21 protein-coding genes and 1 riboswitch are annotated in these 24,725 nt (G+C 37.2%); of the genes, 17 read left to right on the top strand and 4 right to left on the bottom strand.

All coding sequences use genetic code 11. The features are described 5' to 3' along the window. Positions 1 to 65 precede the first annotated feature (65 nt). The 9 genes from ltrA (LG296_RS17330) (at position 66) to LG296_RS17290 (ending at position 11,488) form a co-directional block, all read left to right on the top strand. On the top strand, positions 66 to 1,340 hold the full coding sequence (gene ltrA / locus LG296_RS17330; protein ID WP_251400969.1) for a group II intron reverse transcriptase/maturase: 1,275 nt from the start codon (positions 66 to 68) through the stop codon (positions 1,338 to 1,340). A gap of 273 nt (positions 1,341 to 1,613) precedes the next feature. Beyond that, positions 1,614 to 2,825 carry an EAL-associated domain-containing protein gene (locus tag LG296_RS17325; protein ID WP_251400968.1) on the top strand — a complete coding sequence of 404 codons (1,212 nt, stop codon included), beginning with the start codon at positions 1,614 to 1,616 and terminating at the stop codon, positions 2,823 to 2,825. A gap of 175 nt (positions 2,826 to 3,000) precedes the next feature. After that, complete coding sequence (locus tag LG296_RS17320) at positions 3,001 to 4,290, top strand: glycoside hydrolase family 18 protein (protein ID WP_251400976.1); 1,290 nt, start codon at positions 3,001 to 3,003, stop codon at positions 4,288 to 4,290. A 188-nt stretch (positions 4,291 to 4,478) separates the two neighbouring features. Beyond that, positions 4,479 to 6,713, top strand: coding sequence for a YcdB/YcdC domain-containing protein (locus LG296_RS17315; RefSeq protein WP_251400967.1), 2,235 nt, complete (start codon positions 4,479 to 4,481; stop codon positions 6,711 to 6,713). A 544-nt stretch (positions 6,714 to 7,257) separates the two neighbouring features. Further along, on the top strand, positions 7,258 to 8,532 hold the full coding sequence (gene ltrA, locus LG296_RS17310; protein WP_251400969.1) for a group II intron reverse transcriptase/maturase: 1,275 nt from the start codon (positions 7,258 to 7,260) through the stop codon (positions 8,530 to 8,532). A 201-nt stretch (positions 8,533 to 8,733) separates the two neighbouring features. Continuing rightward, complete coding sequence (locus tag LG296_RS17305; protein WP_251400966.1) at positions 8,734 to 9,051, top strand: metalloregulator ArsR/SmtB family transcription factor; 318 nt, start codon at positions 8,734 to 8,736, stop codon at positions 9,049 to 9,051. A 75-nt stretch (positions 9,052 to 9,126) separates the two neighbouring features. Then, the gene (locus LG296_RS17300; protein WP_251400965.1) at positions 9,127 to 10,083 is read left to right on the top strand and encodes a cation diffusion facilitator family transporter; all 957 of its coding nucleotides are present in this window, start codon (positions 9,127 to 9,129) and stop codon (positions 10,081 to 10,083) included. A gap of 128 nt (positions 10,084 to 10,211) precedes the next feature. Further along, entirely contained in the window at positions 10,212 to 10,688 is a 477-nt protein-coding gene (locus tag LG296_RS17295; RefSeq protein ID WP_235867671.1) for a DUF2243 domain-containing protein, read from the top strand. Next, positions 10,688 to 11,488: a cytochrome c oxidase assembly protein gene (locus LG296_RS17290; protein ID WP_107936197.1), complete on the top strand. Its 801-nt coding sequence runs from the start codon at positions 10,688 to 10,690 to the stop codon at positions 11,486 to 11,488. The genes LG296_RS17295 and LG296_RS17290 overlap by 1 nt, the downstream gene beginning before the upstream one ends. Positions 11,489 to 11,524: 36 nt before the next feature. On the opposite strand, the gene LG296_RS17285 is transcribed toward LG296_RS17290, so the two are convergent. After that, positions 11,525 to 13,366 carry a DNA ligase D gene (locus LG296_RS17285; protein WP_251400963.1) on the bottom strand — a complete coding sequence of 614 codons (1,842 nt, stop codon included), beginning with the start codon at positions 13,364 to 13,366 and terminating at the stop codon, positions 11,525 to 11,527. Positions 13,367 to 13,467: 101 nt separating this feature from the next. Between LG296_RS17285 and LG296_RS17280 the strand changes: the two genes are divergently transcribed. Further along, entirely contained in the window at positions 13,468 to 14,307 is an 840-nt protein-coding gene (locus LG296_RS17280) for a Ku protein (protein WP_404427234.1), read from the top strand. 123 nt (positions 14,308 to 14,430) lie between these two features. On the opposite strand, the gene LG296_RS17275 is transcribed toward LG296_RS17280, so the two are convergent. Beyond that, positions 14,431 to 15,468: a PTS transporter subunit IIC gene (locus LG296_RS17275; RefSeq protein WP_251400961.1), complete on the bottom strand. Its 1,038-nt coding sequence runs from the start codon at positions 15,466 to 15,468 to the stop codon at positions 14,431 to 14,433. Positions 15,469 to 15,725: 257 nt separating this feature from the next. Between LG296_RS17275 and LG296_RS17270 the strand changes: the two genes are divergently transcribed. After that, positions 15,726 to 16,244, top strand: a complete 519-nt coding sequence (locus tag LG296_RS17270; RefSeq protein WP_251400960.1) for a YusW family protein — start codon at positions 15,726 to 15,728, stop codon at positions 16,242 to 16,244. Positions 16,245 to 16,359: 115 nt separating this feature from the next. Further along, positions 16,360 to 16,731, top strand: coding sequence for a DUF423 domain-containing protein (locus LG296_RS17265; RefSeq protein ID WP_251400959.1), 372 nt, complete (start codon positions 16,360 to 16,362; stop codon positions 16,729 to 16,731). Positions 16,732 to 17,142: 411 nt separating this feature from the next. Here the strand turns inward: LG296_RS17265 and guaD are convergent, their stop codons facing one another. After that, entirely contained in the window at positions 17,143 to 18,501 is a 1,359-nt protein-coding gene (gene guaD, locus LG296_RS17260) for a guanine deaminase (RefSeq protein WP_107936208.1), read from the bottom strand. 176 nt (positions 18,502 to 18,677) lie between these two features. Here guaD and LG296_RS17255 point away from each other — a divergent pair, with 176 nt between their 5' ends. Continuing rightward, positions 18,678 to 19,856, top strand: a complete 1,179-nt coding sequence (locus LG296_RS17255) for an endonuclease Q family protein (protein WP_107936210.1) — start codon at positions 18,678 to 18,680, stop codon at positions 19,854 to 19,856. A gap of 239 nt (positions 19,857 to 20,095) precedes the next feature. Here LG296_RS17255 and LG296_RS17250 read toward each other — a convergent pair whose 3' ends face one another. Further along, positions 20,096 to 20,869: a carboxylesterase gene (locus LG296_RS17250; protein ID WP_107936212.1), complete on the bottom strand. Its 774-nt coding sequence runs from the start codon at positions 20,867 to 20,869 to the stop codon at positions 20,096 to 20,098. A 193-nt stretch (positions 20,870 to 21,062) separates the two neighbouring features. Here LG296_RS17250 and LG296_RS17245 point away from each other — a divergent pair, with 193 nt between their 5' ends. The 4 genes from LG296_RS17245 to LG296_RS17230 all read left to right on the top strand — a co-directional run bounded on the left by LG296_RS17245 (position 21,063) and on the right by LG296_RS17230 (position 24,706). Further along, positions 21,063 to 21,947 (top strand): LysR family transcriptional regulator, encoded by an 885-nt coding sequence (locus tag LG296_RS17245; RefSeq protein ID WP_107936214.1) that lies wholly within the window; start codon positions 21,063 to 21,065, stop codon positions 21,945 to 21,947. Between the two features lie 47 nt (positions 21,948 to 21,994). Beyond that, a complete protein-coding gene (locus LG296_RS17240) occupies positions 21,995 to 22,867 on the top strand; it encodes a tetratricopeptide repeat protein (protein WP_107936216.1) in 873 nt (290 codons plus the stop codon). Between the two features lie 160 nt (positions 22,868 to 23,027). Then, positions 23,028 to 24,425: a protoporphyrinogen oxidase gene (gene hemG / locus LG296_RS17235; protein WP_107936218.1), complete on the top strand. Its 1,398-nt coding sequence runs from the start codon at positions 23,028 to 23,030 to the stop codon at positions 24,423 to 24,425. An 87-nt stretch (positions 24,426 to 24,512) separates the two neighbouring features. Further along, positions 24,513 to 24,612, top strand: a riboswitch (SAM riboswitch). Continuing rightward, positions 24,575 to 24,706, top strand: a complete 132-nt coding sequence (locus LG296_RS17230; RefSeq protein ID WP_268968902.1) for a hypothetical protein — start codon at positions 24,575 to 24,577, stop codon at positions 24,704 to 24,706. (Overlaps the previous riboswitch by 38 nt.) Positions 24,707 to 24,725 lie beyond the last annotated feature (19 nt).

Raw genomic sequence — 24,725 nt, 5'->3', positions numbered from 1 at the left:
CGTATCTCAAATGATAGCCAAAATGGAGATATTACTTACTACGTGAGAGGAAAGGAGAAACGAGTGTGCAACTATTAGAAAAGATTCTAAGCAATCGAAATATGAATGAAGCCTACTTACGTGTCTTTAGAAATAAAGGTGCAAGTGGGGTCGATGGAATAACGGTCGATGAACTTAAACAGTATCTGAAAGAAAACAAGGATGAGCTACGTCAGCGCATCAGAACTAGAAAATACCAACCACAAGCTGCCTTACGAGTGGAGATTCCAAAAGAAAATGGTAAGATGCGCAAACTGGGAATACCAACAGTAGTGGATAGGGTCGTTCAACAGGCAATTCATCAAGTACTCAGTCCGATATTTGAAAAAGAGTTTAGTGAATACAGTTACGGTTTCAGACCAAATAGAAGTTGTGAGATGGCAATTATAAAAAGCCTTGAATTTCTGAATGATGGACACGATTGGATAGTGGACATTGACCTTGAAAGATTTTTCGACACAGTCAACCATGATAAACTAATACGAATTATATCCAATACAATCGATGATGGAGATGTCATTTCTTTAATAAGAAAATACTTGGTCAGTGGGGTCATGGTAAAGGGTAAATATGAAGAAACACCAATTGGAACTCCGCAAGGAGGAAACCTCAGCCCACTGTTAAGTAACATAATGTTGAATGAACTGGACAAGGAACTAGAAAGTAGAGGGCTTCAATTCGTGAGATATGCGGATGACGCCCTTATCTTTGTAAAGAGCGAGAAATCTGCAAATCGAGTGATAGAATCAGTCGTGAAGTTTATAGAGAAAAAATTAGGGTTGATAGTCAATGCAGAAAAGAGTAAAATCGCTCGTCCAAAAGATTTGAAATTCTTGGGGTTTGGATATTATTACGATTCAAAATACAAGAAATATCAAGTTCGACCACATCCAATCTCAGTACAGAAATTTAAAAGGAAACTTCGGCAACTAACTAAGCGAAACTGGAGCATTCCGTTAGACTACCGAATATTGAAACTAAAACAAGTAATATTTGGTTGGGTAAATTACTTTAGAACTGCAAACATGAAAACGGCTATGCGTGAAATTGATATGAAACTACGCTCAAGAATAAGGGTAATTATTTGGAAACAATGGAAGGTACCAAGTAAACAGATTCGGTCGCTAATCCAATTAGGGATACCCGAAGAAGAAGCCAAAGGCTTAACATTCTGTAGGAAAGGTTATCGATTCATCGGATTATCGAAAGTTGTTCAAAGAGCAATCTCTAATAAAAGACTAGAACACAGGGGAATACCCTCTGCTCTTGAACGTTACTTAGAAATACACACTGTAATATAAATTGAAACGCCGTATACGAGACCCGTACGTACGGTGTTGTGAGAGGGGCGAGAATTTATTCTCCCTCTACTCGATTGAATAGTGGGCTTTCCTACATTTGGAAAAGAATATTCTTCTGTAATATTTTGACGAGTGTTTTGAAATGAGTCATCAAAGAATATAATTAGTATAGTGTTATCCTTTTTCTAAATTGTCATATTGTGTGATATTTTCCAAAGTGGTAATTGGTGTATAATAAGGTAAGAAAAGAAGTAAGTCATGGGGGTTTTGTGGATGGATGTGCTTGATTTTCTAGATAAACTAGACGAAATGGATATTTTATTTGAACCAATTTATAGTGCAGATGAACATGTCATCGTTGCATATGAAGTAATTGGTCAATACACAATTGATGGGGAAACGATTAATATCATTGACTTTACATATGATGAAGTCATTCCTATAGAAATTCGTACTGAAGTGGAGCAGGTGCTTGTTAAAAAAGCAATCGATTTAGCAAAAGCTGAAGTTACTCAGAACCAGGTCAGATTGTACCTTCCATGTAATCCTAATTTGCTAATGGAGGATTTTGGTGATGGGTATTTCCAATTACTAAAAGAGACACTGGGTGAAGAGCTATTACCTAATATCTATCTAGTAATTCCTGAGCATAAGTTCAAAGGGGAAAGCGAGCAGCTACAGCATCCCATTCGCTATATAAAAACCTATGGAGTAAAAATAGCTTTAGATAATATAGGTTCTGAGAGTAATTTAGATCAGATTTTAATGTTTGAACCAGCAACATTAAAAATTAATGTAAGCCAGTTAAACTATAATGCTTGGGGTGCACAGAACCATGTGTTTACAACGATTCAATCGTTAGCAGTAAAAATTGGTGCTGCCCTGATGTTTGATAATATCCAAACCGACTATCAATTACATCATGCCTGGAAAAGCGGAGCAAGATATTTTAAAGGGGTTTATTTGCAAAAGCCAGCCAGTCAATTCATTCCTAAAGATACTTTAAAGGACCGCTTCAGAAATGAATGTAAGCAATTTATTTCAGCTGAAAAAAGATTGCTTGAAGTTAAATTTGAGGAAATGAAGAATCTCGGTAAAAAGATTACATCTACTGTGGAAATTACGAAGCCAGATGGAAAGAATGTTGAAAAACTCCTGCAGCTAGCCAATCTATTAGAGGATTATGCCTTCCGTTTCTATATTTGCAATGATGAGGGGTTCCAAATTTCCCCAAATATCGTTCGCCATAATGGAAAATGGGACGTTGAAGAATGTGCGGTAGGTAAAAACTGGAGCTGGCGCCCATATTTCTTATTCAACATTATCAAAATTCGAAATACGGAAAGAGGTAACTTATCGGGTATCTATAGTGATATCGAAACCGGTGAGCTTACTCGTACCTTTTCGATGGCATTAAACGAGCACGAATACCTTTTTGTCGACGTCACTTACGACTATCTCTATGAGCATAATATTGTGAACTAATCAGTATCCCTATTTATAACTTTGGCTATGAATAGGGATTTTTTTATTGAATTTGATGGGAGCTATCAGTGTATTTTCCGAAATTCATATTTTTTATCAAGTCCTGTTATGTAAGAAGTAATAGAAACATAAAATACTAGGTGTAATTACCATGAACGTTAAAGGGGGAAACGAGATTCAAATCCATGTAGTCCAGCCTAGACAATCGCTTTGGGGTATCGCACAAGCATATAACACAACAACTGAAAGAATCATTCAAGCCAATCAATTAGAAGACCCAGAGAATTTAGTCATTGGGCAAGCAATTGTCATTCCGATTACGGGAAGTTTTTATTGGGTGCAGCCGGGTGATTCGTTATACTCAATTGCACAACGTTTTGGGTTGAATTTTAACACCTTAGCTCAAATCAATGGCATCAATGTCAACTCAACATTAAATGTTGGTACGCGCTTATACATCCCACCAATGCAAAGACGAAGCGCAGAAGTGAATATTTATATTGAGCCGATGGGTGACTCGGTTAGTGAGGAATTATTAGCAGAAGCAAGAAGTGTAGGTCCTTATTTAACGTATTTAGCACCGTTTAGCTTTGAAGCAAGAAGAGACGGCAGCCTTGACCCGATTCCAACTGAAGGTATCCCGGAAGCAGCAAGTGAAGCAGGGGTCACTTTAATGATGGTAGTGTCTAATTTAGAGAATGGTCAGTTTAGTGGTGAATTAGGAAGAGCGATTTTACAAAGCACGGCTGTTCAGGATGTATTACTTGAGAATATCGTTGAAGAAGCAAGACGAATCGGCAGGGTATCAGATATTCACTTTGATTTCGAATTTCTTCCAGGAGACCAACGCGAGGCTTATAATAACTTCCTAAGAAAAGCGGTTGCTTACTTACACGGAGAAGATTTCCTTGTTTCTACTGCACTAGCGCCAAAAACAAGTGAAGAGCAGGCAGGTCAATGGTATGAGGCCCATGATTATAGAGCTCATGGAGAGATTGTTGACTTCTCAGTGCTTATGACGTATGAGTGGGGCTACTCAGGTGGACCACCAATGGCAGTGTCACCAATCCCTCAGGTTGAAGAGGTTATCCAATATGCCTTAACAGTAATGCCGGCAAATAAAATTATGATGGGTCAAAATTTGTATGGCTATGATTGGACACTTCCCTTTGTTCAAGGAGGCCAATATGCTCGGGCGGTAAGCCCTCAAAGAGCGATTGAAATCGCAAGAACTAATAATGCAGTCATCGAATATGATTATACTGCACAGGCACCTCATTTTAACTATGTGGATAGTGAAGGTAGGGCACATAAAGTGTGGTTTGAGGATGCAAGGTCCATACAAGCAAAGTTTAACCTCATGAAGCGTTTAAACCTGCGAGGCATCAGTTATTGGAAGTTAGGCTTCCCATTCCCGCAAAACTGGCTGTTAATCGGTGAGAATTTCAACGTAGTGAAGCATTAATCTAATCCTGTAATTATAAATAAAAAATATATGAAATATCTAAAAGGGCAGTAAAAGTGAACTGCCCTTTTTTTACGCGAAAAAAAATAATCTTACTATGAAGATAGAATAAGATAAATATAAATTCCTATTTTTAATCTATGACAATTGTATTACAATATTTGGTATAACGAATCAGGAGGTATATTTTGGTAAAGTTAAATAAAATTGGAATCCCTATTATGACGTTGGCAATGTCTTTTGGAATGGTGACTGCAGTTGGGGCAGAAACAGTAGAACAACCAACCGCAAAAAACCTACAGATACAGGTAGCCTCTACAGATAATATTGTAACAAAAAATGAGGTAGTAAAAAGATTTAAAGAGCTATTCCCGAAAAAGTTTGACTCTTTAACATTAAATGATTTCTACTTGAGTACTGCTCATTATTACCCAGAAGATGAAACGATACGCTATGATTTAAGCTTTTCGAAATTAGTTCAGGGTAAGGAAATTTACGGCAGTGCTACATTTAGAGGAGATAATCTTGAATTAGAGAGCTTCCATTTTGAACCGACAGACAAAAAAGGTGCACTTTTTCCAGCAAAGGTAACAAAAGAAGATGCTCAAAAATTAGCTGAGGATTTTGTTAAAAAGTTTGCAAATGGAAAACAGTATAAGCTAGATAAAAACAATGACGAGTATTATTACTATTATTCAAATCAATTACTAACAGAGCCAATCCAATATTATTTCACATTCACCAATACAGAAGAGAATGTTGAAATTGCTGATCAAAAAATGGAGGTAGCTGTACTTGGTAATGGGGATATTGTTCAATATTATCAATATTCAGCATCAGGTAATGGGAAAAATACCTTCGATAAAAAAGATAAGCTTGTAAATGAGAAGGACGTAATCAGTAAAATTAAAGACAACTTAAATTTACAATTACAGTATCAAGTAAACTATGACTACCGTACAGATAAAAATAATGTACAGCTAGTGTATACACCAGTAACACAGCATTCAGGCGTTAATGCTCTAACTGGACAATGGTTAACGAACAATGGTTTCTCAGAGACTCTTCCACAAAACCCTAAAGTAGAAAAATTGGTACAGCAGCCGTTAAAGCCAAGACAAGAGGGAATCACGATTGAAGATGCAAAGGAAATAGCTCAAAAATTGTTAACGATTGATTCGGATAAGATTAAGTTAAGGCTAGATAGTATTGAAGAAAGTACTACTAGGGAGGGAAAAGAAATAATCAGTATTTCTTACTCCTATGAATATCGAAATGGTGGGTATGGGACAAGCATCGAGCTAGATAAGCAAACAGGAGAACTCGTCCATTATTATAGCGTTAAAAATGAAGTGTTAAGAGAAGTGGGTGAGGATCCAAGCACCGACAAAAAGTTAACAAGTGATGAAGCGCTGACACAAGCCATTAATCATTTAAAAGAATGGGTACCTTCCTCTTTACATGAATATATTAAACCTATTTCTGAGCCATCTACTGATGATGAATACGGCGTCTATAATTTTTCATTCCCACGCATCGTTAATGGGCTTGTTGTATCTGGCAACGAAATTAGTGTAGCAATCAATTTTGATGGGTCTTTAAATAGTCTATTTGTGAATAAATTAGAGGTTGAAGAATGGCCAACAACTGAGGATGTTTTAACGAAAGAAGCAGCAGAAAAAATTTTTAACGAAGCACTAAGTTTGAAGCTTGCATATGTAAAAGAAAACTATAAAGCTGAAACGAAACACTATTCCTTAGTATATACGCCTATCTTTAATGAGAAGTCATCTACATTCCTAGATGCAAAAAGTGGAAAGTGGACAAGTCCTTATGGTGTAAAAGAGTATCCAATTGTTTCTCATAATACAGCAGAAGAAGAGTTAAATTACCTTATTCAAAATAATATATTAGAGGTTAAGGATAGTAAGTTTAATGCAGAAACGACTGTTAAAAAGGGAGAAGCATTAAAGGTACTTATAAAATCAATTTCATATTTCTATGAGGGGGCTTACCCACAAGAGGAGGAAGGTCATCAATCATTCGAGGATATCTCTCCGGACAACCCATATTATCAGATAGTTGAACGCGCTGTTTCGTTGGGTATTCTAGACACGGAAAAGCCTGAGTTTAACTCGTCTGCTAACATTACTCGTGAAGAACTGGCAGTATGGTATATAAAAGCACTTGGTCTTAATCAAGCCGCAAAGCATAGTGAAATTTATCAGCTTAAGGGTATTAAGGATGCAAAGGATGTAGCTAACACTGGTTATGTTGCATTAGCAGAAGCACTTGATATTCTTCCAGCCGAAAATGGATTATTTTATCCGAAAAAAGCAGTAACCTATGCAGAGCTAGCTGTATCAACAATCCAACTAGCCCATAAAGTTTATGAAAACGGCACTAGCTTCAGATATTATTAATTAAAAAGGAAGCTGGCATACTTTTGTTATGTCAGCTTTTTTGGGTGTGCCAGGCATGGCAACTATCTAGGTGGTGAAAGTCCGCTGTGGGGGTACACATCGACCAACCACTAAGGAAGCGCAAGGTACTTATCGTGAGGTAAGGGCTAGAGGAAGCGTGGAATAAAATCTTGGCTCGACGAACAGAAATCTGATACCAAGGCTCTATAAAGGGATAAGGCTCCACGACAAGCTAAAGTCCAAAAGATGTGCGTAACTTTGTAGGGTAAATCAGGCGAGTAAAAGAGGAAAGATAGTTGTCTTACCCTGGGAGGTCTTGCGGATGTACTAAAAGTACAGTCGAAAAAGGTTAGTCGTAAGAAGTCAGCAGAAGCCATAGTAATGACCTTTGGTCATGAAGGGCAGAACAATTTATAGTGTTTCAACACCACAAATGCGTAAGTGACGGACTCCGAATGTGTTAATGGTGAAAGTATGAGCGTATCTCAAATGATAGCCAAAATGGAGATATTACTTACTACGTGAGAGGAAAGGAGAAACGAGTGTGCAACTATTAGAAAAGATTCTAAGCAATCGAAATATGAATGAAGCCTACTTACGTGTCTTTAGAAATAAAGGTGCAAGTGGGGTCGATGGAATAACGGTCGATGAACTTAAACAGTATCTGAAAGAAAACAAGGATGAGCTACGTCAGCGCATCAGAACTAGAAAATACCAACCACAAGCTGCCTTACGAGTGGAGATTCCAAAAGAAAATGGTAAGATGCGCAAACTGGGAATACCAACAGTAGTGGATAGGGTCGTTCAACAGGCAATTCATCAAGTACTCAGTCCGATATTTGAAAAAGAGTTTAGTGAATACAGTTACGGTTTCAGACCAAATAGAAGTTGTGAGATGGCAATTATAAAAAGCCTTGAATTTCTGAATGATGGACACGATTGGATAGTGGACATTGACCTTGAAAGATTTTTCGACACAGTCAACCATGATAAACTAATACGAATTATATCCAATACAATCGATGATGGAGATGTCATTTCTTTAATAAGAAAATACTTGGTCAGTGGGGTCATGGTAAAGGGTAAATATGAAGAAACACCAATTGGAACTCCGCAAGGAGGAAACCTCAGCCCACTGTTAAGTAACATAATGTTGAATGAACTGGACAAGGAACTAGAAAGTAGAGGGCTTCAATTCGTGAGATATGCGGATGACGCCCTTATCTTTGTAAAGAGCGAGAAATCTGCAAATCGAGTGATAGAATCAGTCGTGAAGTTTATAGAGAAAAAATTAGGGTTGATAGTCAATGCAGAAAAGAGTAAAATCGCTCGTCCAAAAGATTTGAAATTCTTGGGGTTTGGATATTATTACGATTCAAAATACAAGAAATATCAAGTTCGACCACATCCAATCTCAGTACAGAAATTTAAAAGGAAACTTCGGCAACTAACTAAGCGAAACTGGAGCATTCCGTTAGACTACCGAATATTGAAACTAAAACAAGTAATATTTGGTTGGGTAAATTACTTTAGAACTGCAAACATGAAAACGGCTATGCGTGAAATTGATATGAAACTACGCTCAAGAATAAGGGTAATTATTTGGAAACAATGGAAGGTACCAAGTAAACAGATTCGGTCGCTAATCCAATTAGGGATACCCGAAGAAGAAGCCAAAGGCTTAACATTCTGTAGGAAAGGTTATCGATTCATCGGATTATCGAAAGTTGTTCAAAGAGCAATCTCTAATAAAAGACTAGAACACAGGGGAATACCCTCTGCTCTTGAACGTTACTTAGAAATACACACTGTAATATAAATTGAAACGCCGTATACGAGACCCGTACGTACGGTGTTGTGAGAGGGGCGAGAATTTATTCTCCCTCTACTCGATTGTTTATGTATGAAATGCTGTAAAGGTAATTCACAGGATTTTACATAAATTGATAGACAACGAGTACTATTTCACATAATATATTCATATATGAATATATAATCATATATATAAGGAGGGGCTGTGTTGGAAGAGCAACTAAATCAACATCCACATGACTTAGATGAAGAAACATTATTTCTTGTGTCCCAAACATTTAAAGCGTTAAGTGATCCAACTCGAATTCGTATTTTAAATTTGTTATTTCATAAAGAACATTCGGTAAATGAAATCGCAGAGGCTCTTGAATTAAGACAATCAACAGTTTCACATCAGCTTCGTTTTTTGAAAAATTTACGCTTGGTCAAATACAGAAGAGAGGGTACTTCTCTTTTTTACTCTTATGATGACGAACACGTAATGCATATGCTTAAACAAACGATTGAGCACTCAAAGCATAGTTAAAGCTAAACCGTTAAATGATAACATATATTACTATATGCGCATATACTAATATACAATATGAAGGGAGGCGCTTAAATGGGACACGGACATGATCACGCACATCATAATCATACGCATGGAGCGAACAAAAAAACTTTAACAATTGCTTTCTTTATAATTGCTTCCTTTATGGTTGTTGAGGTTATTGGAGGGCTCCTAACAAATAGTCTTGCGTTATTGTCAGACGCAGGTCACATGTTAAGTGATGCCGTTTCTTTAGGGGTTGGAGTTCTTGCCTTTAAATTTGGAGAAAAGACAGCAAGCTATAGTAAAACCTTTGGCTACAAACGTTTTGAAATTTTAGCAGCAGTATTTAATGGGGTTACCTTAATTCTTGTGGCTGTTTTTATTTGCTCTGAGGCAATAGAGCGCTTTACAAATCCACAAGAAATCACATCCTCAGGTATGCTAGTCATTGCGATTATAGGGTTACTCGTGAATATCCTTGTTGCATGGATTTTACTACGTGGTGCAGATACAAAAGAAAATTTAAATCTTCGAGCAGCTTTTTTACATGTAATTGGGGATATGCTAGGTTCAGTGGGAGCGATTGTAGCTGCCCTTCTTATAATGTTCTTTGGCTGGGGCTGGGCAGATCCACTAGCAAGTATCATTGTTGCCCTTTTAGTCGCTGTTAGCGGAATTCGTGTTACAAAGGATTCTATCCATGTATTAATGGAGGGAGCACCAAGCAATATCCAAATCGATGAAATTATTAAGGTCTTTGAAGGTAAAGAAGGCATTCTTAATATTCATGATTTACATGTTTGGAGCATTACAAGTGGCCAAAATGCACTTTCCTGTCATGCGGTAGTTTCAAGAAACATGACAATACAAGAATGTCAAAAGCTATTAAACTCAATTGAGCATGATTTACTCCATCTTGGTATCGGCCATATTACGGTCCAAATGGAGGATTCTGAGCACGCTCATGAAAACTCGATACTTTGTAAAAATGACCATGAAAGTGGTCACCACCATCATCACCATTAATGGTTAGTGACAAGAAGGTACCTGAAAGTATAGGTATCTTCTTTTTATTATATATTTGGAGCTTTTAGCTTTTACCATAACTGGGTAATATGACAACAGTAGCAATAATTAACATGAGGGTGAATGGATTGGAAAAGAGAAAAAATAGTAACGATGAACCGTTCAATATTTGGTCAGGAGTTTTGTTTGGATTAGGGTTAGTTGCGTTTATAGATGAAGTAGTCTTCCACCAGCTTTTACATTGGCATCACTTTTATGATAAATCAACAACGAGTATCGGACTTATTTCGGATGGGATTTTTCATGCATTCAGCTGGTTTGCCACTGTTGTAGGTCTTTTCATGCTTGCAGATATTCGGAGAAGAAAGGTGTGGAATGTTAAACGATGGGTTGGAGCAGCAATTTTAGGTGCTGGTGTTTTTCAGCTGTATGACGGAATCATTCAGCATAAACTGATGCGTCTACACCAAATTCGGTATGATGTTGATGTAATTTACTATGATATTGTATGGAATGTGATAGCAGCTTGCATGATTATTATTGGTATCGTACTTGTAATGCAGAAAAAATCCCCGAATCATAAGAAAAATGAAGGTGAAGCTTAATGCATCATCATAATCATGGCAATGGATTTCTTGATATCCTGCTGTATATTTTGCTGATAGTATTGATTGTCGGTTATTTAGTTTTGGTTTATGGGACAAATAAAAAATATAAGGAATGGCCAATGATTCGCTGTGTATTTTGGATAATTGGAATTGCTGCTGTCTTTTTAGGCATTGCAGGACCAATTGCTGAACGAGCCCATGCAAGCTTTCAAGCACACATGATGACACATCTTCTACTAGGTATGCTAGGGCCGCTTTTACTCGTTCTTTCTGCACCGATGTCACTCTTATTAAGAAGTGTCCCGGTAACATGGGGAAGGATTTTGAGCAAGGTGTTAAAAAGCTTCTATGTGCGGTGGATTACCCACCCAATTATTGCGAGTATACTTAATGCTGGAGGTCTATGGATTCTTTACACAACCGATTTATATCACTCAATGCAATCATCAAATCTGTTGCATGTTTTTGTTCACGTCCATGTCTTCTTAGCGGGCTATGTATTTACCCTGTCTATGATCTACATCGAAGTAACACCACATCGGACGAGCTTCCAGTTAAGGGCGATTGTGCTGATACTAGCAATGGCTGCACACAGCATATTGTCAAAATGGATTTATGCCAATCCTCCGCTTGGAGTTGAAGCAACGGATGCACAGCTCGGTGGAATGCTGATGTATTATGGTGGGGATGCCATTGATTTAGTAATCGTCATTCTCTTATGTGCTCAATACTTTAAAGGAAAGAAACGAGCGGTAGAGGGAAGAGTATACACTGTAGCTAAAACTTCAGAAGGATGAAGGGTTCACAACTTAGGAAGTCCTTCATCCTAGAAATTATTTCTTTTTCAATAGCTCTTTTAAGGTTGTAAGTACAGCTTCAAATGGTTGGATTTCACCTATTTTGTAGAAATCACCGAATAAATCCCCCTTATTTTTAATCCGCTCCAAAACAGTTGGGATAGTAAAAAGCTTGGGTGTTAAACTGCTATTTACTTCGTGCCATTCTAAAGGTGTTGCTATTAAACCCGATTCATTTCCTCTTGGGGAATAGGGACTCACAATTGTTTTCCCCTCTGCATGCTGAACGTAATCTAAATACAGCCGGTTCCCCCGATTTTTCTTCATTCGCTCGATGGTAAAGGCTCTTGGATTTTGTTCTACGAGAAAACGGCACACAAACTCTGTGAAAATCCGTGTTTCATCAAAGGTAAATCGATTCTTAGGAAGTGGGATATAAATCTGTAGGCCTTTCCCTCCAGACGTTTTAACAAACGAGTGCAAATTAAATTTATCAAATATTGCCTTCATGCTCAGTGCAGCTTCAATCGCTAAAGCGAAATCATCAACAGAAGGAGGATCTAAGTCAAAAACGATTTCTGTTGGCTTCATTGTATCGACTGTTTTAAATGGGATATGAAATTCGATGGCTAGTTGATTGCCAAGCCACAATAATGTCTTCAAATCATTACAAACAATATATTCAATGTCTTCTTCAACACTTGTTTTGATAAAGCTAGGCGTATAATCAGGTGCGTTTTTTTGGTAAAAGCTCTCCCCAGGTACCCCATGTGGATATCGAATCGATGTTAATAATCGATTTTCCAAGAACGGCAAAAAGAAAGGTGCTACCTCCTGAAGGTACAGAATATAATCATCCTTAACTAAACCAACTGCTGGCCAAATAGGTTTATCTGGATGGGTAATAGCAACTGATTCAGGAATGGGATTGAGCCCTCGCAGCATCCTTTTCCAGGTCACCTCAAATGGGGATACGTCAAATCGAAAGGCTTCAAAACGTGGCTCACGTAGCTTTTTACCGTCGAAATCAATACAAGCTACATCAACGCAAATAGATGGGGGAAGTACCCATGCTGTTGCGGATGCTTTTGTTCCCTTTGTTTGAAAAAATGTAGCGAGTGTTTGCAGCTCATCGTCGGAAAGGCCATGACGAAAAGTAGTTACTTCAACTAATTCTTCATCCTGAAAAACTGCTCCATTAAAGTATCCGTTCGATTGATCGAAAAGCGTTAAGATGATGGTTACGATTCGCCAATTTTTTACCTTTATCCAAAGGTTTGTCCGTTTCCCGCTTTCCCAGGGACTGTTCGTTTTCTTCGCTATCATTCCTTCGCCATTCCAGTCTTTAAGTTTATCCCAGAGAATAGCACTATCCTTAAATACCTCCATTAGTTGGAGCTGTCCTCTATTCCTGAAGGAAGGAGAAAGAGGAAGTTCTACAGCTTCAAATAATGTCTGTAGCTTTTGTTTTCTCATTAAGAGGGGATTTTGGGTGAAATCCTCTCCTGAAATTTGGAGTAAGTCAAAGGCTATAAATGAGCAGGAGAATTTTTCACTGGATTCCATAATCGTTTTTTTAGTACGCATTCTACCTCGAGATTGAACAATCGAAAAATCACTTTTATAGTCATTTTGCAGAAAAACTATTTCGCCATCTAAAATGAGCGGTAAATAGGAAGAGAATTTGTGAGCTATCTCTTCGCAAAACTGAACGATTTCAGGGAAGTATTCGGTTAATTCTTTATCATTTCGGCTTATTAAAGTTACTCCAGCTATGTCCCATTTTAAAATACATCGAAAACCATCATATTTTGTCTCGTAAATCCAATCCTTGCTAGTTGGAACAGATTCAGCTGAAGTTAAGAGCATCGGTTTCATTTAGTAAACCTCGTTTTTGATTTAGTTTTTAACTAATTTAGATGGTTATACATAGTTAACAGCAGTATTCATCATAATAAGAAAAAAGTAGGTGAAGAAGTTTGCATACAGTTTGGAAGGGTAGTATTAGCTTTGGGCTTGTCAATATACCGGTAAAGCTACATACCGCTACTGAAAATAAAGATATCAAGTTGCGTCAGCTCCATAAAGAATGTAACAGCCCCATCAATTATCAAAAGGTTTGTCCGATATGTGAGCAGGAAGTAAAGAGTGAAGATATAGTAAAGGCGTATGAGTACTCCAAAAACAAATTTGTTGTGTTAGATGACGAGGAACTTGAAGATTTGCGCAAAGAAAATGAAGACAAAGCAGTAGAAATTATAGAGTTTGTAAAGCTAGAGGAGATAGACCCAATCTATTTCGAGCGTAGTTATTTTCTTGCACCAGACACTGGTGGGGGAAAAGCATATGCACTTTTGCGTGAGGCATTGAGTAACTCTGGGAAAATTGGTGTAGCGAAAATTACGATTCGTTCTAAGGAGCAGCTAGCAATAGTTCGTGTATATGATGGAACGTTAATCATGGAAACCATTCATTTTCCTGATGAAGTGCGCAGTTCAAAAGAGGTACCCAATATTCCGAGTGATGAGAAAATTACTGAAAAAGAGCTTGATACAGCTCTCATGCTTATCGATCAATTAACAGCAAAGTTTGAGCCAGACAAATATCAGGATGATTATCGAACTGCATTGCTGGAACTAATCGAGCAGAAGAAAAATGGTGAGCTGACTGTAACAGTAAGCGAAAAAGAATCAGTGATTCCTTCAGATATGACAGATTTGATGTCTGCATTACAAGCATCTCTTGATAAAACTTCAACAACAAAGAAGAAGACAACAACAAGAAAACGCAAGGCGACTGCCGAGAAAAAAGAGGCTTAATATCTGTGGAATTTAGATTGTGGAGTGAGCAAAAAACAGTCCGTTATATGCTGCATGCACCCCAACTTCCACTATGTATAAAAAACCACAACTCCTACAATTACAGAGTTGTGGTTTCTTTTATCATTCAAAATCTAATTTATAGTCTTCATCTTTAATAACTTTTAGTTTCTTTTTGAACACATAGATAAAAATCAAATTCAGAATGAGTGGAAGGAAAAAGAACAGACTTAGCATAATGGCAATGTTGGAGCTAGTCCACCCACCTTCAGCTAAATTAATATAATTTAATGGACCAACTAAGCCCGATAAGCCGAACCCTGCACTATAAGGGGTTCCTTGAACATTGAATACCCCTGCAAGCCCTCCAAGGATAGCGGCAGTGATTAGCATTGGAATGGCGATGGTCGGCTTCATAAAGAAGTTTCGCATTTGAATTTTAGGTGATCCTAAAACATGAGCCAAGGCTGTACCTAAGGAATTTGCTTTAAGACTAGCTAAGAACAGTCCCATACCAACTGCTACAATCCCTAGGTTTGCTGCTCCCGAACCAATCCCTGAAAGCATAATTACTGTGGCAATACCCACCGTAGAAATTGGCGAGATAATGACTACTCCAAAAATCACTGCCAATAATGCCCCCATTAAGATAGGCTGTAGACCTGTTAAGTAAGCTACCACTTCACCGATTAATCCAGCACTAGTTTGTACGTAAGGTAAAATCATATATCCAATCATTCCAGGAACCACTACAGATAACATGGGAATTAAAAGAATTGAGTATTCCTTTAATCTTTCACCGACAAGCTTTACAAACAACACTGCAAGAGCTGCAGTTAAACCTGCGTTAAGAGTTACGCCAATGCCATTTAGGGTAAACAAACCTTCCGCAGTTTTTATAATTGATCCACTTCCTATTACCGTGGCGATTCCGACACTTGCCGTTTGAATTTGAGTTAGTTTAAATTGCATTGCTACCAAGATTCCTGTTAAGAGAGGGAGCATACTCATTACAATAACTGTTGCATCGTATAGATGTTGAAGTGCGGGTACAGAAGGGATGATTAATTTTAATATTTCGCCAAGTAAAGCGTTGGGAATAAGCGCACAAACGATGGCAATACTCATCCCATTTAAGAGCTTACTGAAGAAATCTCTCATATGTATAAACCTCTTTCTATGTATAATAGTTTTCTAATTATATATGTATAACTATTCAGAATCAACTTAAAATTTAGCGCTTCAACGCATTGAAGTATTAGGTTTAAGTAAATATAACGTAAACTCGTTAGGTTGTAAATAGATTTATAGGAGCTGGACAATATTACTCATTTATATTTTCTTTGTAAATAAAGGTTAACTTATTAATTTTAGGGGAAAAAATACAGTGTAAACTTATAATGAAGGAGTAGATAGAGATGAAAGTCAAAGCATTATTAACAGTTCCATTATTATTAGGAGTTTTAGCTGGTTGTGGAGATAACGACGTTGACCAGGATGAAGTCGTAACAAATCCTACACCAACAAATGAAACAACGACAAACAATGCAGATGATACGACTACAGAAAATGCAAATCAAACAAATGAGGAAAATGCAGGACAGCAACAGGAAGTTACATCTTATAATTTCGAGCATTTTGACTTAGATGTAGAGTATGCAAACGATGTTTCGTACAATGCTGAATATACGAACACTCAAAATAATATTACTGCTGAATTTGAGGATGAAGCAAATAAAGTAGATGTATCTGGTGATGAAGCTTATAATCAAATTTCACCTTATCTTGGGCAGTTAACTTTTGATGAAACTACTGAAGACCAGGAAGTGTTAAACCAGGTAATGACTGCCTTTGGTTTAGAGGATAACTATACTGAATTTGAGCTAGAAGTAAAGTTCCTCAATGGAGAAAAAAAGGAATACAAATTCAATAAATAATAAATGTTGCCGCATATATTCTAATTTAACTTAGACTATATGCGGTTTATTATTGTCATAAAAGTGGAGAAAACTATATAGTTAAGTTGATAATACATAAAAGGAGCGTTTGTATATGAACGTCTTATTAGTAATTGGTGCAATTTTAGCCTTTTTAGGAGTTGTACTTGGTGCATTTGGCGCCCACGCTTTAAAGGAGAAGTTCCCTGAGCCACGCTATGAGCAAATTTGGAATACAGCTGTTCAATATCAGATGTATCATGCCTTGGGATTAATTCTACTGGGTATTCTTTCGATGGATGCACTCTTAGGAAGCTCTGGTTTACTATCCTGGGCAGGGTATTTAATGTTAGCAGGTGTAGTTTTCTTCTCAGGAAGCCTATATGTGCTATCCGTAACTGGTGTGAAAAAGTTAGGAGCTATTACACCGATTGGCGGTCTATTATTTTTAGTAGCTTGGATTCTGTTATTTGTAGAAATTATCTAATTGCAGGTTGAGATGGATTTTCTTTTGAAGGAAAAAAGTGAAAAGGTTAAGTAAAGCATGGCGATTCATATTGGGATTGCCATGTTTTTTATATTTCCTAAAATGCAGATGGATATGGATTCTTAAGCGAAGAAATTTCCGTTAATGTGTAGTAGGTGCTTAAGCAGTGGAAATAAGCGGAGATTTTCCTGTTAACTTGTCAAAATACGTTAAAATTCAAGGATTCGAGCAATATAACCGAAAAAAATTCCTTTATTTTAATGAAAACATGGATATTCTGAGATTTAAACGGAAATTATCCTGTTATTTTCCAGCCCTCGTAGCCTCACCTAAGCGATAGGGTGAATTTCACGCAGCCCTGCAAAATTAAATAAATAAGCAGCCTCTAAAGCCTGAGACTGCTCATTTTTTCTACCTTTGATGCACTTTTTCCCCTTGAACCCACACCTCACGAATGTTTTCTGGGCGGGCAAGATAGAGGATTTTCTGGAATATATCCTCTAATGGATCATTGAAGATAGGAAGCTTTCCATTCTGTAGGTTGGTGTTGATGATTTGTACGTCCCATGCGTAATTTTCTTCAATTTTCCCAATTGGTAGGCTTAAGGATTCGCCACCACCAGCTGTAGCCAGGTAGAAGGCCTCATTAGTAGTGAGTCTTGAAGAATCTACACCTCTTTTGTCAGCAGAAATAGTAGTATCTACGCCTTCCTCAAGCATTCTAGAAGCAATCACAGCTTGTCTGATATTATCGTAAAGGCTTGGAGAAAAGCCTCCTGACACGTCTGTACCTAAACCAATGTCCACTCCTAATTCATGGATATGCTTTGCAGGAAAAACGCCATTTGAGAAGAAGACATTCGAAACTGGACAATGTGCAGCAGCTGTACCGGTTTCTGCAAAGAGCTTTGCATCCTCATCAGCTATAAAATTACAGTGAGCCATGACAGATTTTTCTTGTAGTAAGCCAAAATCATTCAAGGCAAATGCATCATTTTTATCGTACCGGTCCTTCACATAGCCATGCTGCCAATCGCTTTCACTACAATGGGATTGAATATGGGTATTATACTTCGCAGCTAATTCACCTAAGCCTTGTAAAGCTTCATCTGTACAGCTTGGAATAAAGCGAGGTGTGACGACTGGATAGACACCTTGTTTCGTTTGTTCGTTTAATTGTTGTACCTCAATGATAAATTCCTCTGTTTCTTTTAGTGCTGTGGCTGTATCGGCGTCTCGGTAATAGTCTGGGCATTGATCGTCATTATCCATGACTACCTTTCCAACCAGCCCACGCTGACCTAGCAAAGAGCAGATTTTAGCTAAGAGGAGACTTGCTTGTTTATGTACAGTGGCAAAATAAAGTACAGTCGTTGTTCCGTTTGCAAGTAGTGTTTTGACTAAATCCTCATAAACAGCTTGTGCAAAGTCGATATCAGAGAACTTAGCTTCAACTGGGAAGGTATAAGCATTCAACCAATCTTCAAGTGGAAGGTCAAGGGCAGTACCAGCTTGAGCCCATTGAGGAGCATGGACATGTAAATCTATAAATCCAGGCAATATATACTCGTCATTTGATAAGCGGCGGAAGTTTCCTTTTCCTTCGTATTCCTTCAGTATAGCCTCATATTGTTCATCAAGAGGGGAGAACAATTGTTCAATGATTCCGTCTCCACTAATGCAGTAGAGAAAATCTTTTAAAATAGTTACCTCTGAAAAGCTCTTGCTAGTAAAAGCAGTTCCTAGAAATACCTGAGCGTAGTTTGCCATAGATGACCCTCCTATAAAATTGAATATTTAGAAAATTTACTATGTTGATATTATAGTAGAAAACAAAGCCTCGGTCTAATGAAAGATATTTATGAAATTGATAATCATCTTAAGGAAGAAATCCTGTAGGTTTGGGTATTCTATATTTAAGAAATCTTTTTAAGGAAGTGCAGGAAATGCTAAAGGAAATTTACGCAGATTTACATATACATATTGGCCGTACTGAAAAGGGAAGAGCGGTTAAAATAACAGGAAGCAACAATTTAACGTTAAAAAATATATTAGAAACAGCTACTTCAAGAAAAGGGTTAGACTTAATCGGTATCATAGATTGTCAATCTCCTGAGGTCATTGAGGAACTTGAGCAGCTAGTTCAAGATGGGAAAGCGAGGGAGCTTACAGAAGGTGGAGTGCGATACGAAAATACAACACTAATTCTAGGCTCTGAAATTGAAATTTATGATGAAAATTGCCATGGACCAATTCATGTTCTTGCTTATTTGCCATCTATTGAAAGGATGCGAGAATTTTCACAATGGATGAGTAAGCAGCAAAAAAATATTCATCTAAGCTCACAGCGAATTTATTGTGATGGGAAGACACTGCAGCAAAAGGTTAATGATTTAGATGGATTATTCATTCCTGCCCATGTATTCACTCCGTTTAAAAGTCTTTATGGGAAGGGTGTAAAGAAAAGTTTGAGTGAGGTATTTAATCCTGATTTAATCGATGCCATTGAGCTTGGCTTAAGTTCAGATACTTATATGGTGAAGGGCATGAGCGAGCTAGCCACCTATACTTTTGTAACGAATTCAGATGCGCACTCATTAGGTAAGCTTGCACGGGAATATCAAAAAATTAGTGTAGCAGATGCCAATTTTGAAGAGTTGAAAAAAGCACTCCATCAAAAGGCTGGGAGAAAAATTATCGCAAATTATGGCTTGAACCCACTTCTTGGAAAGTATCATGAGACGGTTTGTGCAGATTGCGGGGAACAAATTCTAGAAGCAGGGCATACCCGATGTCCTTATTGTGGGAAAGAGCATTTGACTAAAGGGGTGGCGAAAAGGATTGCTGAATTATCGGATGCCCCTTTACAGGAAGTAGAAAGACCACCTTATATCCATCAAGTGCCACTGGATTTTATTCCCGGGATTGGCCCCAAAACCATATCGAAGCTGTTAGATGTCTTTGGTACGGAGATGAATATATTGCACGAAGCCTCAGTTAAAGATTTAACAGAAGTGATTCCAGAGAAATTAGCCGATAGGATTGAATTAGCGAGATCCGGTAAATTAGGAATTACAGTTGGTGGAGGCGGAGTTTATGGGAAAATTAATGGAGACAAATCTTAAAAGAGCGGATTTAATAGGAACGATTGAAAAGGGAAACGAATTAGTTTTATAGAAAATAAAAATAAAAAAACAAGCTACCTTGTTTAAGACGGGGAATCTTAAACGTAGCTTGTTTTAAAGGGATGTATGTCACTTGGACATATATTATATAGCAAATTGGGGAATTTGCGGTTTTGGGTTACCACAAAAATTTGCTAGGGGATACAATAATAATATAACCAGGTTTCTCAAATTTTATATCAAGATATTTGAGAAATTTTCATTTTCTCTTCATTCCATTTAAGTCCTTCAAAGAAACGATAGATTTCTTCAAATACAAGCTCTTTTTCTTGGTCGAGTGTTAAAATATGACCAGAGTTGATAAAGCTTTTAACAGACTTAATGCGAGATTTTACGGAATTATATATTAAATCTGCACTTTCGCAGTAATAATCATCATCACGTAGTCCACGTAAAATGTGAACTGGCGTTTGGATTGTTTGAAGCTTTGCACTAGTTTCGTTTATCATGCCTTGTAAATATTCCAATGCAGGCATATGATATTTTTGAGCAATTTCGTGAGGTTTATCTGACTGTTCGTCAAATGTACCAGCTAATTTTTTATATTTAATCGTATAATCGATGATACGTTCTTGTAAGCTATCAATACTTTTTGCTAATGCAGGAGCGGACATTGCAACAATTGCTTTTGTAGGACGTTCTTCACCAAGCTTTAAAGAGAAAATACCACCAAGTGAAACACCTGCAACTGCGATTTCATCATAACCTCTATTTTTTAGCTCGTCATAACCTTCTAGTACACTGTTCCACCATTCAATTGGATTCGTTTGAATAAGTGTCACTGGGTCACCACCATGACCTTTATATAACGGTGCATGTACTGTATAGTTACGTTCAGCTAAATATCTACCTAAACGCTTAACATCGTTTGTGTTTCCAGTAAAACCATGAAGTAAAAGAACGGCACGATTACCTTTTTCAATCATAAATGGTTTTGGAGGAATGATTTTCATTTTAAATTGACTCCTTTAATTGATTAGTTGTGACAAACATTCGAACTTTTTATATAAACTGTTGTTTTTTTATTTAAAATTTGATATGCAAACTTTATGTCTAAGCTTATTATAGTGTTAACAATACATAAGTACAATTTATTGTTTTTATCATTATCATTCCAAATAGTTATCAATTGAAGAGAGGTATAAAATGGAAATTCAGCAGCTTGAGTATTTTAAAACCGTTGCAGAGATGCAGCATATGACACATGCAGCAGAACAATTAAATATTTCGCAGCCAGCCCTTAGTAAGTCGATTTCTAACATTGAACAAGAAATTGGTGTTCCATTGTTTGATAGACAAGGTCGTTCAATTAGTTTAAACCGTTACGGCAAGCTCTTTTTAACTAGTGTAGATACAATATTAAAAGAATTTGAAAAAGCAAAGGTTGAAATTGGCGGTCTCGTAATGCCTGGATATGGAGATGTGGCTTTCGGTTTTATTCATACCCTTGGGATGGAAGTAGTGCCTGAATTAATGGCACATGTTCCAGAAAAATATCCGAATATGAAATTCACATTAACTCAAGCTGCTTCATATAACCTCTTAAAATGGCTAGAGGAAGGTCAGGTAGATTTATGTCTATCCCAACGAATTGAGTCAAAAGTGATTGATATTGAGTGGATTGAACTGTGGAGCGAGGAGTTATTTGTCATTGTTCCGAAAAACCATCGTTTTGCAAATCGAGAAACCATCAAGTTAGAAGAAATTAAGGATGAACCATTTATTTCGATAAAACGAGGTAATGCTTTGCGTCAAATTGTCGATAAATTATTTAAGGAAGCTGGAATTACAACAAATATGACGTTTGCTGGAGAAGAAATGCATACCGTTGCGGGATTCGTTGGCGCGGGACTTGGTGTTTCTCTTATTCCAAACATTAAAGGATTAAATGAATACAATGTCTGTAAAATTCGAGTAAGTGAGCCGATTTGTGAACGAAAGATTGGCGTTTCTTGGGCGGGTGGACGTTATCTATCCCCGGCCGCCGTACAATTTAAAGAATATCTAGTCGAGTATTTTAAAGAAAAGTAATCGTAATCACAATTCTTAAAATAACTTTGTAAAAGGTGAAGAATCCAATGCTTTATGACCGTGAATTGTTTGAAAAATTACTATATGACCAAATAGATTTATATGATTCTGAAGAAGTTGAAGAGGCACTAAAGTTATTTAACCTTGCTTTAGATGGAGATAACGAAGCCATGCTAGAAATTGCTTTTATTTACCGGATGATGGATAAATATAGTGATTCAGTACATTGGCTGAAGGAAGCTGCCATTTTAGAAAATACGACTGCAATGTATGAGTTGGGAAATTGCTATTTTGAAGGACTAGGGATAGAGGAAAACTATGAAAAGGCCTTTTTATATTATGAAAGAGCGGCTAAAAGGGGTCATGCTGATAGTGCCAATAATTTAGCTGATATGTATTTAAATGGTGAGGGTGTTGAAGTTAATGCCCAAGAAGCATTAGTTTGGTTTGAAAAGGCAGCTTCCCAGAATGTAGTAGAAGCAATGTTTACCCTAGGAATCATGTATGAGCAGGGAATCGGCATGGAGCCTGATGAAGAGAGGGCCTTCCACTACTATTTAGAATCAGCAAAGGGCGGCTATGAGGATGCTCAGTATAGAGTAGGTACAGTTTACTTAGATGGACTATTTGGACAAGAAAAAGATAGTGAGCTTGCTTTAGAGTGGTTTGAAAAAGCAGCTGAAACACACCATATCGATTCAATTTATAACCTTGGCTTTTTATATGAAAATGGCTTAGGTGTTATTCGAAACGGAAAAAAAGCTCTCTACTATTATAAAAGAGCCGCGTTACTCGGTGATTATCAAGCAAAGCTGAACATTGCCAGCATCTATGAGCTAGGAATTGATGTTCCTAAAAATAGAAAAGAAGCAGCTAAGTGGCGTAACTCAGCAATGCATCAAATGCAATCGTTTGATTAGTTACTATTAAATAAGAAATAACAAAGGGAAATTTCTGAATATGGAAATTCCCTTTTGTTATTTCGCGGTTGTACTAATTTTGTAATAGAACTCACAGTACTTTTGCTAAAAAACGTTTATACTAGAGAGGCAGATAGAATGAACGGTTAGGAGTGTCTTTATGAAAACAGTAGTAGTTGTAGGTGGAGGTATAACAGGGCTATGCACATTACATTATTTAAAACGACAAGCACCGACTGATGAGCCCATTCGGTACATACTAGCAGAAAAGAACGATTATCTAGGTGGAAAAATGCATACTGAATATGATTCTGGCTTTATCATGGAAAACGGTGCAGACTCCATAGTGGCACGTCATCCGAAGGTACTCGAGCTAGTTAAAGAACTAGATTTTGAGTCGGAGTTAGTTTATAACGAAACAGGTATATCATATATACACACAAATAATGAATTACATGCGATTCCAGCTGGCTCTACATTTGGAATTCCGATGAGCATGGAATCTTTGCAGGCAAGTACCTTAATTTCAGAGGAAGGAAAACAGCGTGTATTAATGGATGCTGAAATCCCTAATGATCGATTTACAAAGGAAAGCTCGATTGGCCACTTTTTAGAGTACTTCCTAGGAAAAGAAATTGTTGAAAAGCAGATTGCTCCAGTTCTTGCTGGTGTTTATTCTGGTGATTTGTACCAGTTATCCTTAGCCTCTACTTTACCTTATTTAGTGGACTATAAAAATAAGTATGGCAGCATCATGCAGGGCTTTGAAGCAAATAAAGAGCAATTTGAAAAGGCTGCTAATAAAAAATTCATTTCTTTTAACAATGGACTTTCAGCTTTAATTAATCGTTTAGAGGAGCTTCTTCCTGAGGTAGAGTTTTATAAAAATACTGAAACAACAAGTGTGAGTAAAAATGGTGCACTTTATAATGTGAGTTTTTCTAATGGAGAGACAATACAAGCGGATGTAGTCGTATTGGCACTTCCGAATAACGTTGTTCGAAATATATTAAAGGACGAGGAGATGGATTCAAACTTAAGTAAGTTTACGAATGCCTCCGCTCTGACAATGTATTTGGGCTTTTCTATTCCAGACTCAATTTTACCTGCTGACGGAACAGGCTTTATTGTTTCCCATAATAGTGACTTGGTTTGTAATGCCTCCACATGGACAAGTAGAAAGTGGAAACACACCTCTGCAAATGGGAATTTACTCGTAAGGTTATTCTATAAAAATACAAATCCTCGTTATGCAGAGCTTGCAACAATGTCCGATGAAGAGTTAACGAATGTGGCATTAGAAGATATCAAGTTAAGCCTTAATATCGAAGAAAAACCGGTTGTTGTAAATGTAGCGAAATGGATTAATATGATGCCGAAATATGATTTGGCTCATAAGGAAGCATTGGACGCTTTATTAGTTGACCTAGATTCAAAATATCCAAATCTCTATATTGCAGGCTGCTCCTATTTTGGAGTAGGTATCGGGGCTTGTATTGAAAACGGGAAAGAAACAGCTGATAAAGTTCTCAGCAGTTTAGCTGCTATACAAAAGTAATGTAATTTCTCAAAAATCAGAAAACATATTGACGAAATGATAATTTAAAGATATGATACGATTTAACATATTAAAAACTAAATAAGACTCTTATCAAGAGAAGCTGAGGGACTGGCCCGATGAAGCTTCAGCAACCAACAAAATGTAAGGTGCTAAATCCAGCTGGCAGTAAGCCGAAAGATGAGAAGGATATCAATATTGATGACACAAGCCTTCTTCTTGCAAGAAGGCTTTTTATATTTGTGGAAAAAGAGATGGTTCAAGGGAAATACGTGATTTGAAGAAACTGAAATTTTAGAA

The organism is Ureibacillus chungkukjangi (assembly GCF_044795995.1).
Lineage (GTDB): Bacteria > Bacillota > Bacilli > Bacillales_A > Planococcaceae > Ureibacillus > Ureibacillus chungkukjangi.
This window is presented reverse-complemented; position numbering and strand designations above follow the sequence as displayed.

What these genes read in the sequence shown, in the direction of transcription:
- LG296_RS17245 (WP_107936214.1), top strand. Translation starts at nt 21,063, where the DNA reads ATGGAAATTCAGCAGCTTGAGTATTTTAAAACCGTTGCAGAGATGCAG.
- LG296_RS17290 (WP_107936197.1), top strand. Translation starts at nt 10,688, where the DNA reads ATGCATCATCATAATCATGGCAATGGATTTCTTGATATCCTGCTGTAT.
- LG296_RS17300 (WP_251400965.1), top strand. Translation starts at nt 9,127, where the DNA reads ATGGGACACGGACATGATCACGCACATCATAATCATACGCATGGAGCG.
- LG296_RS17255 (WP_107936210.1), top strand. Translation starts at nt 18,678, where the DNA reads ATGCTAAAGGAAATTTACGCAGATTTACATATACATATTGGCCGTACT.
- LG296_RS17250 (WP_107936212.1), bottom strand. Translation starts at nt 20,869, where the DNA reads ATGAAAATCATTCCTCCAAAACCATTTATGATTGAAAAAGGTAATCGT.
- hemG (WP_107936218.1), top strand. Translation starts at nt 23,028, where the DNA reads ATGAAAACAGTAGTAGTTGTAGGTGGAGGTATAACAGGGCTATGCACA.
- LG296_RS17325 (WP_251400968.1), top strand. Translation starts at nt 1,614, where the DNA reads ATGGATGTGCTTGATTTTCTAGATAAACTAGACGAAATGGATATTTTA.
- LG296_RS17240 (WP_107936216.1), top strand. Translation starts at nt 21,995, where the DNA reads ATGCTTTATGACCGTGAATTGTTTGAAAAATTACTATATGACCAAATA.
- LG296_RS17275 (WP_251400961.1), bottom strand. Translation starts at nt 15,468, where the DNA reads ATGAGAGATTTCTTCAGTAAGCTCTTAAATGGGATGAGTATTGCCATC.
- guaD (WP_107936208.1), bottom strand. Translation starts at nt 18,501, where the DNA reads ATGGCAAACTACGCTCAGGTATTTCTAGGAACTGCTTTTACTAGCAAG.
- LG296_RS17270 (WP_251400960.1), top strand. Translation starts at nt 15,726, where the DNA reads ATGAAAGTCAAAGCATTATTAACAGTTCCATTATTATTAGGAGTTTTA.
- LG296_RS17265 (WP_251400959.1), top strand. Translation starts at nt 16,360, where the DNA reads ATGAACGTCTTATTAGTAATTGGTGCAATTTTAGCCTTTTTAGGAGTT.
- LG296_RS17285 (WP_251400963.1), bottom strand. Translation starts at nt 13,366, where the DNA reads ATGAAACCGATGCTCTTAACTTCAGCTGAATCTGTTCCAACTAGCAAG.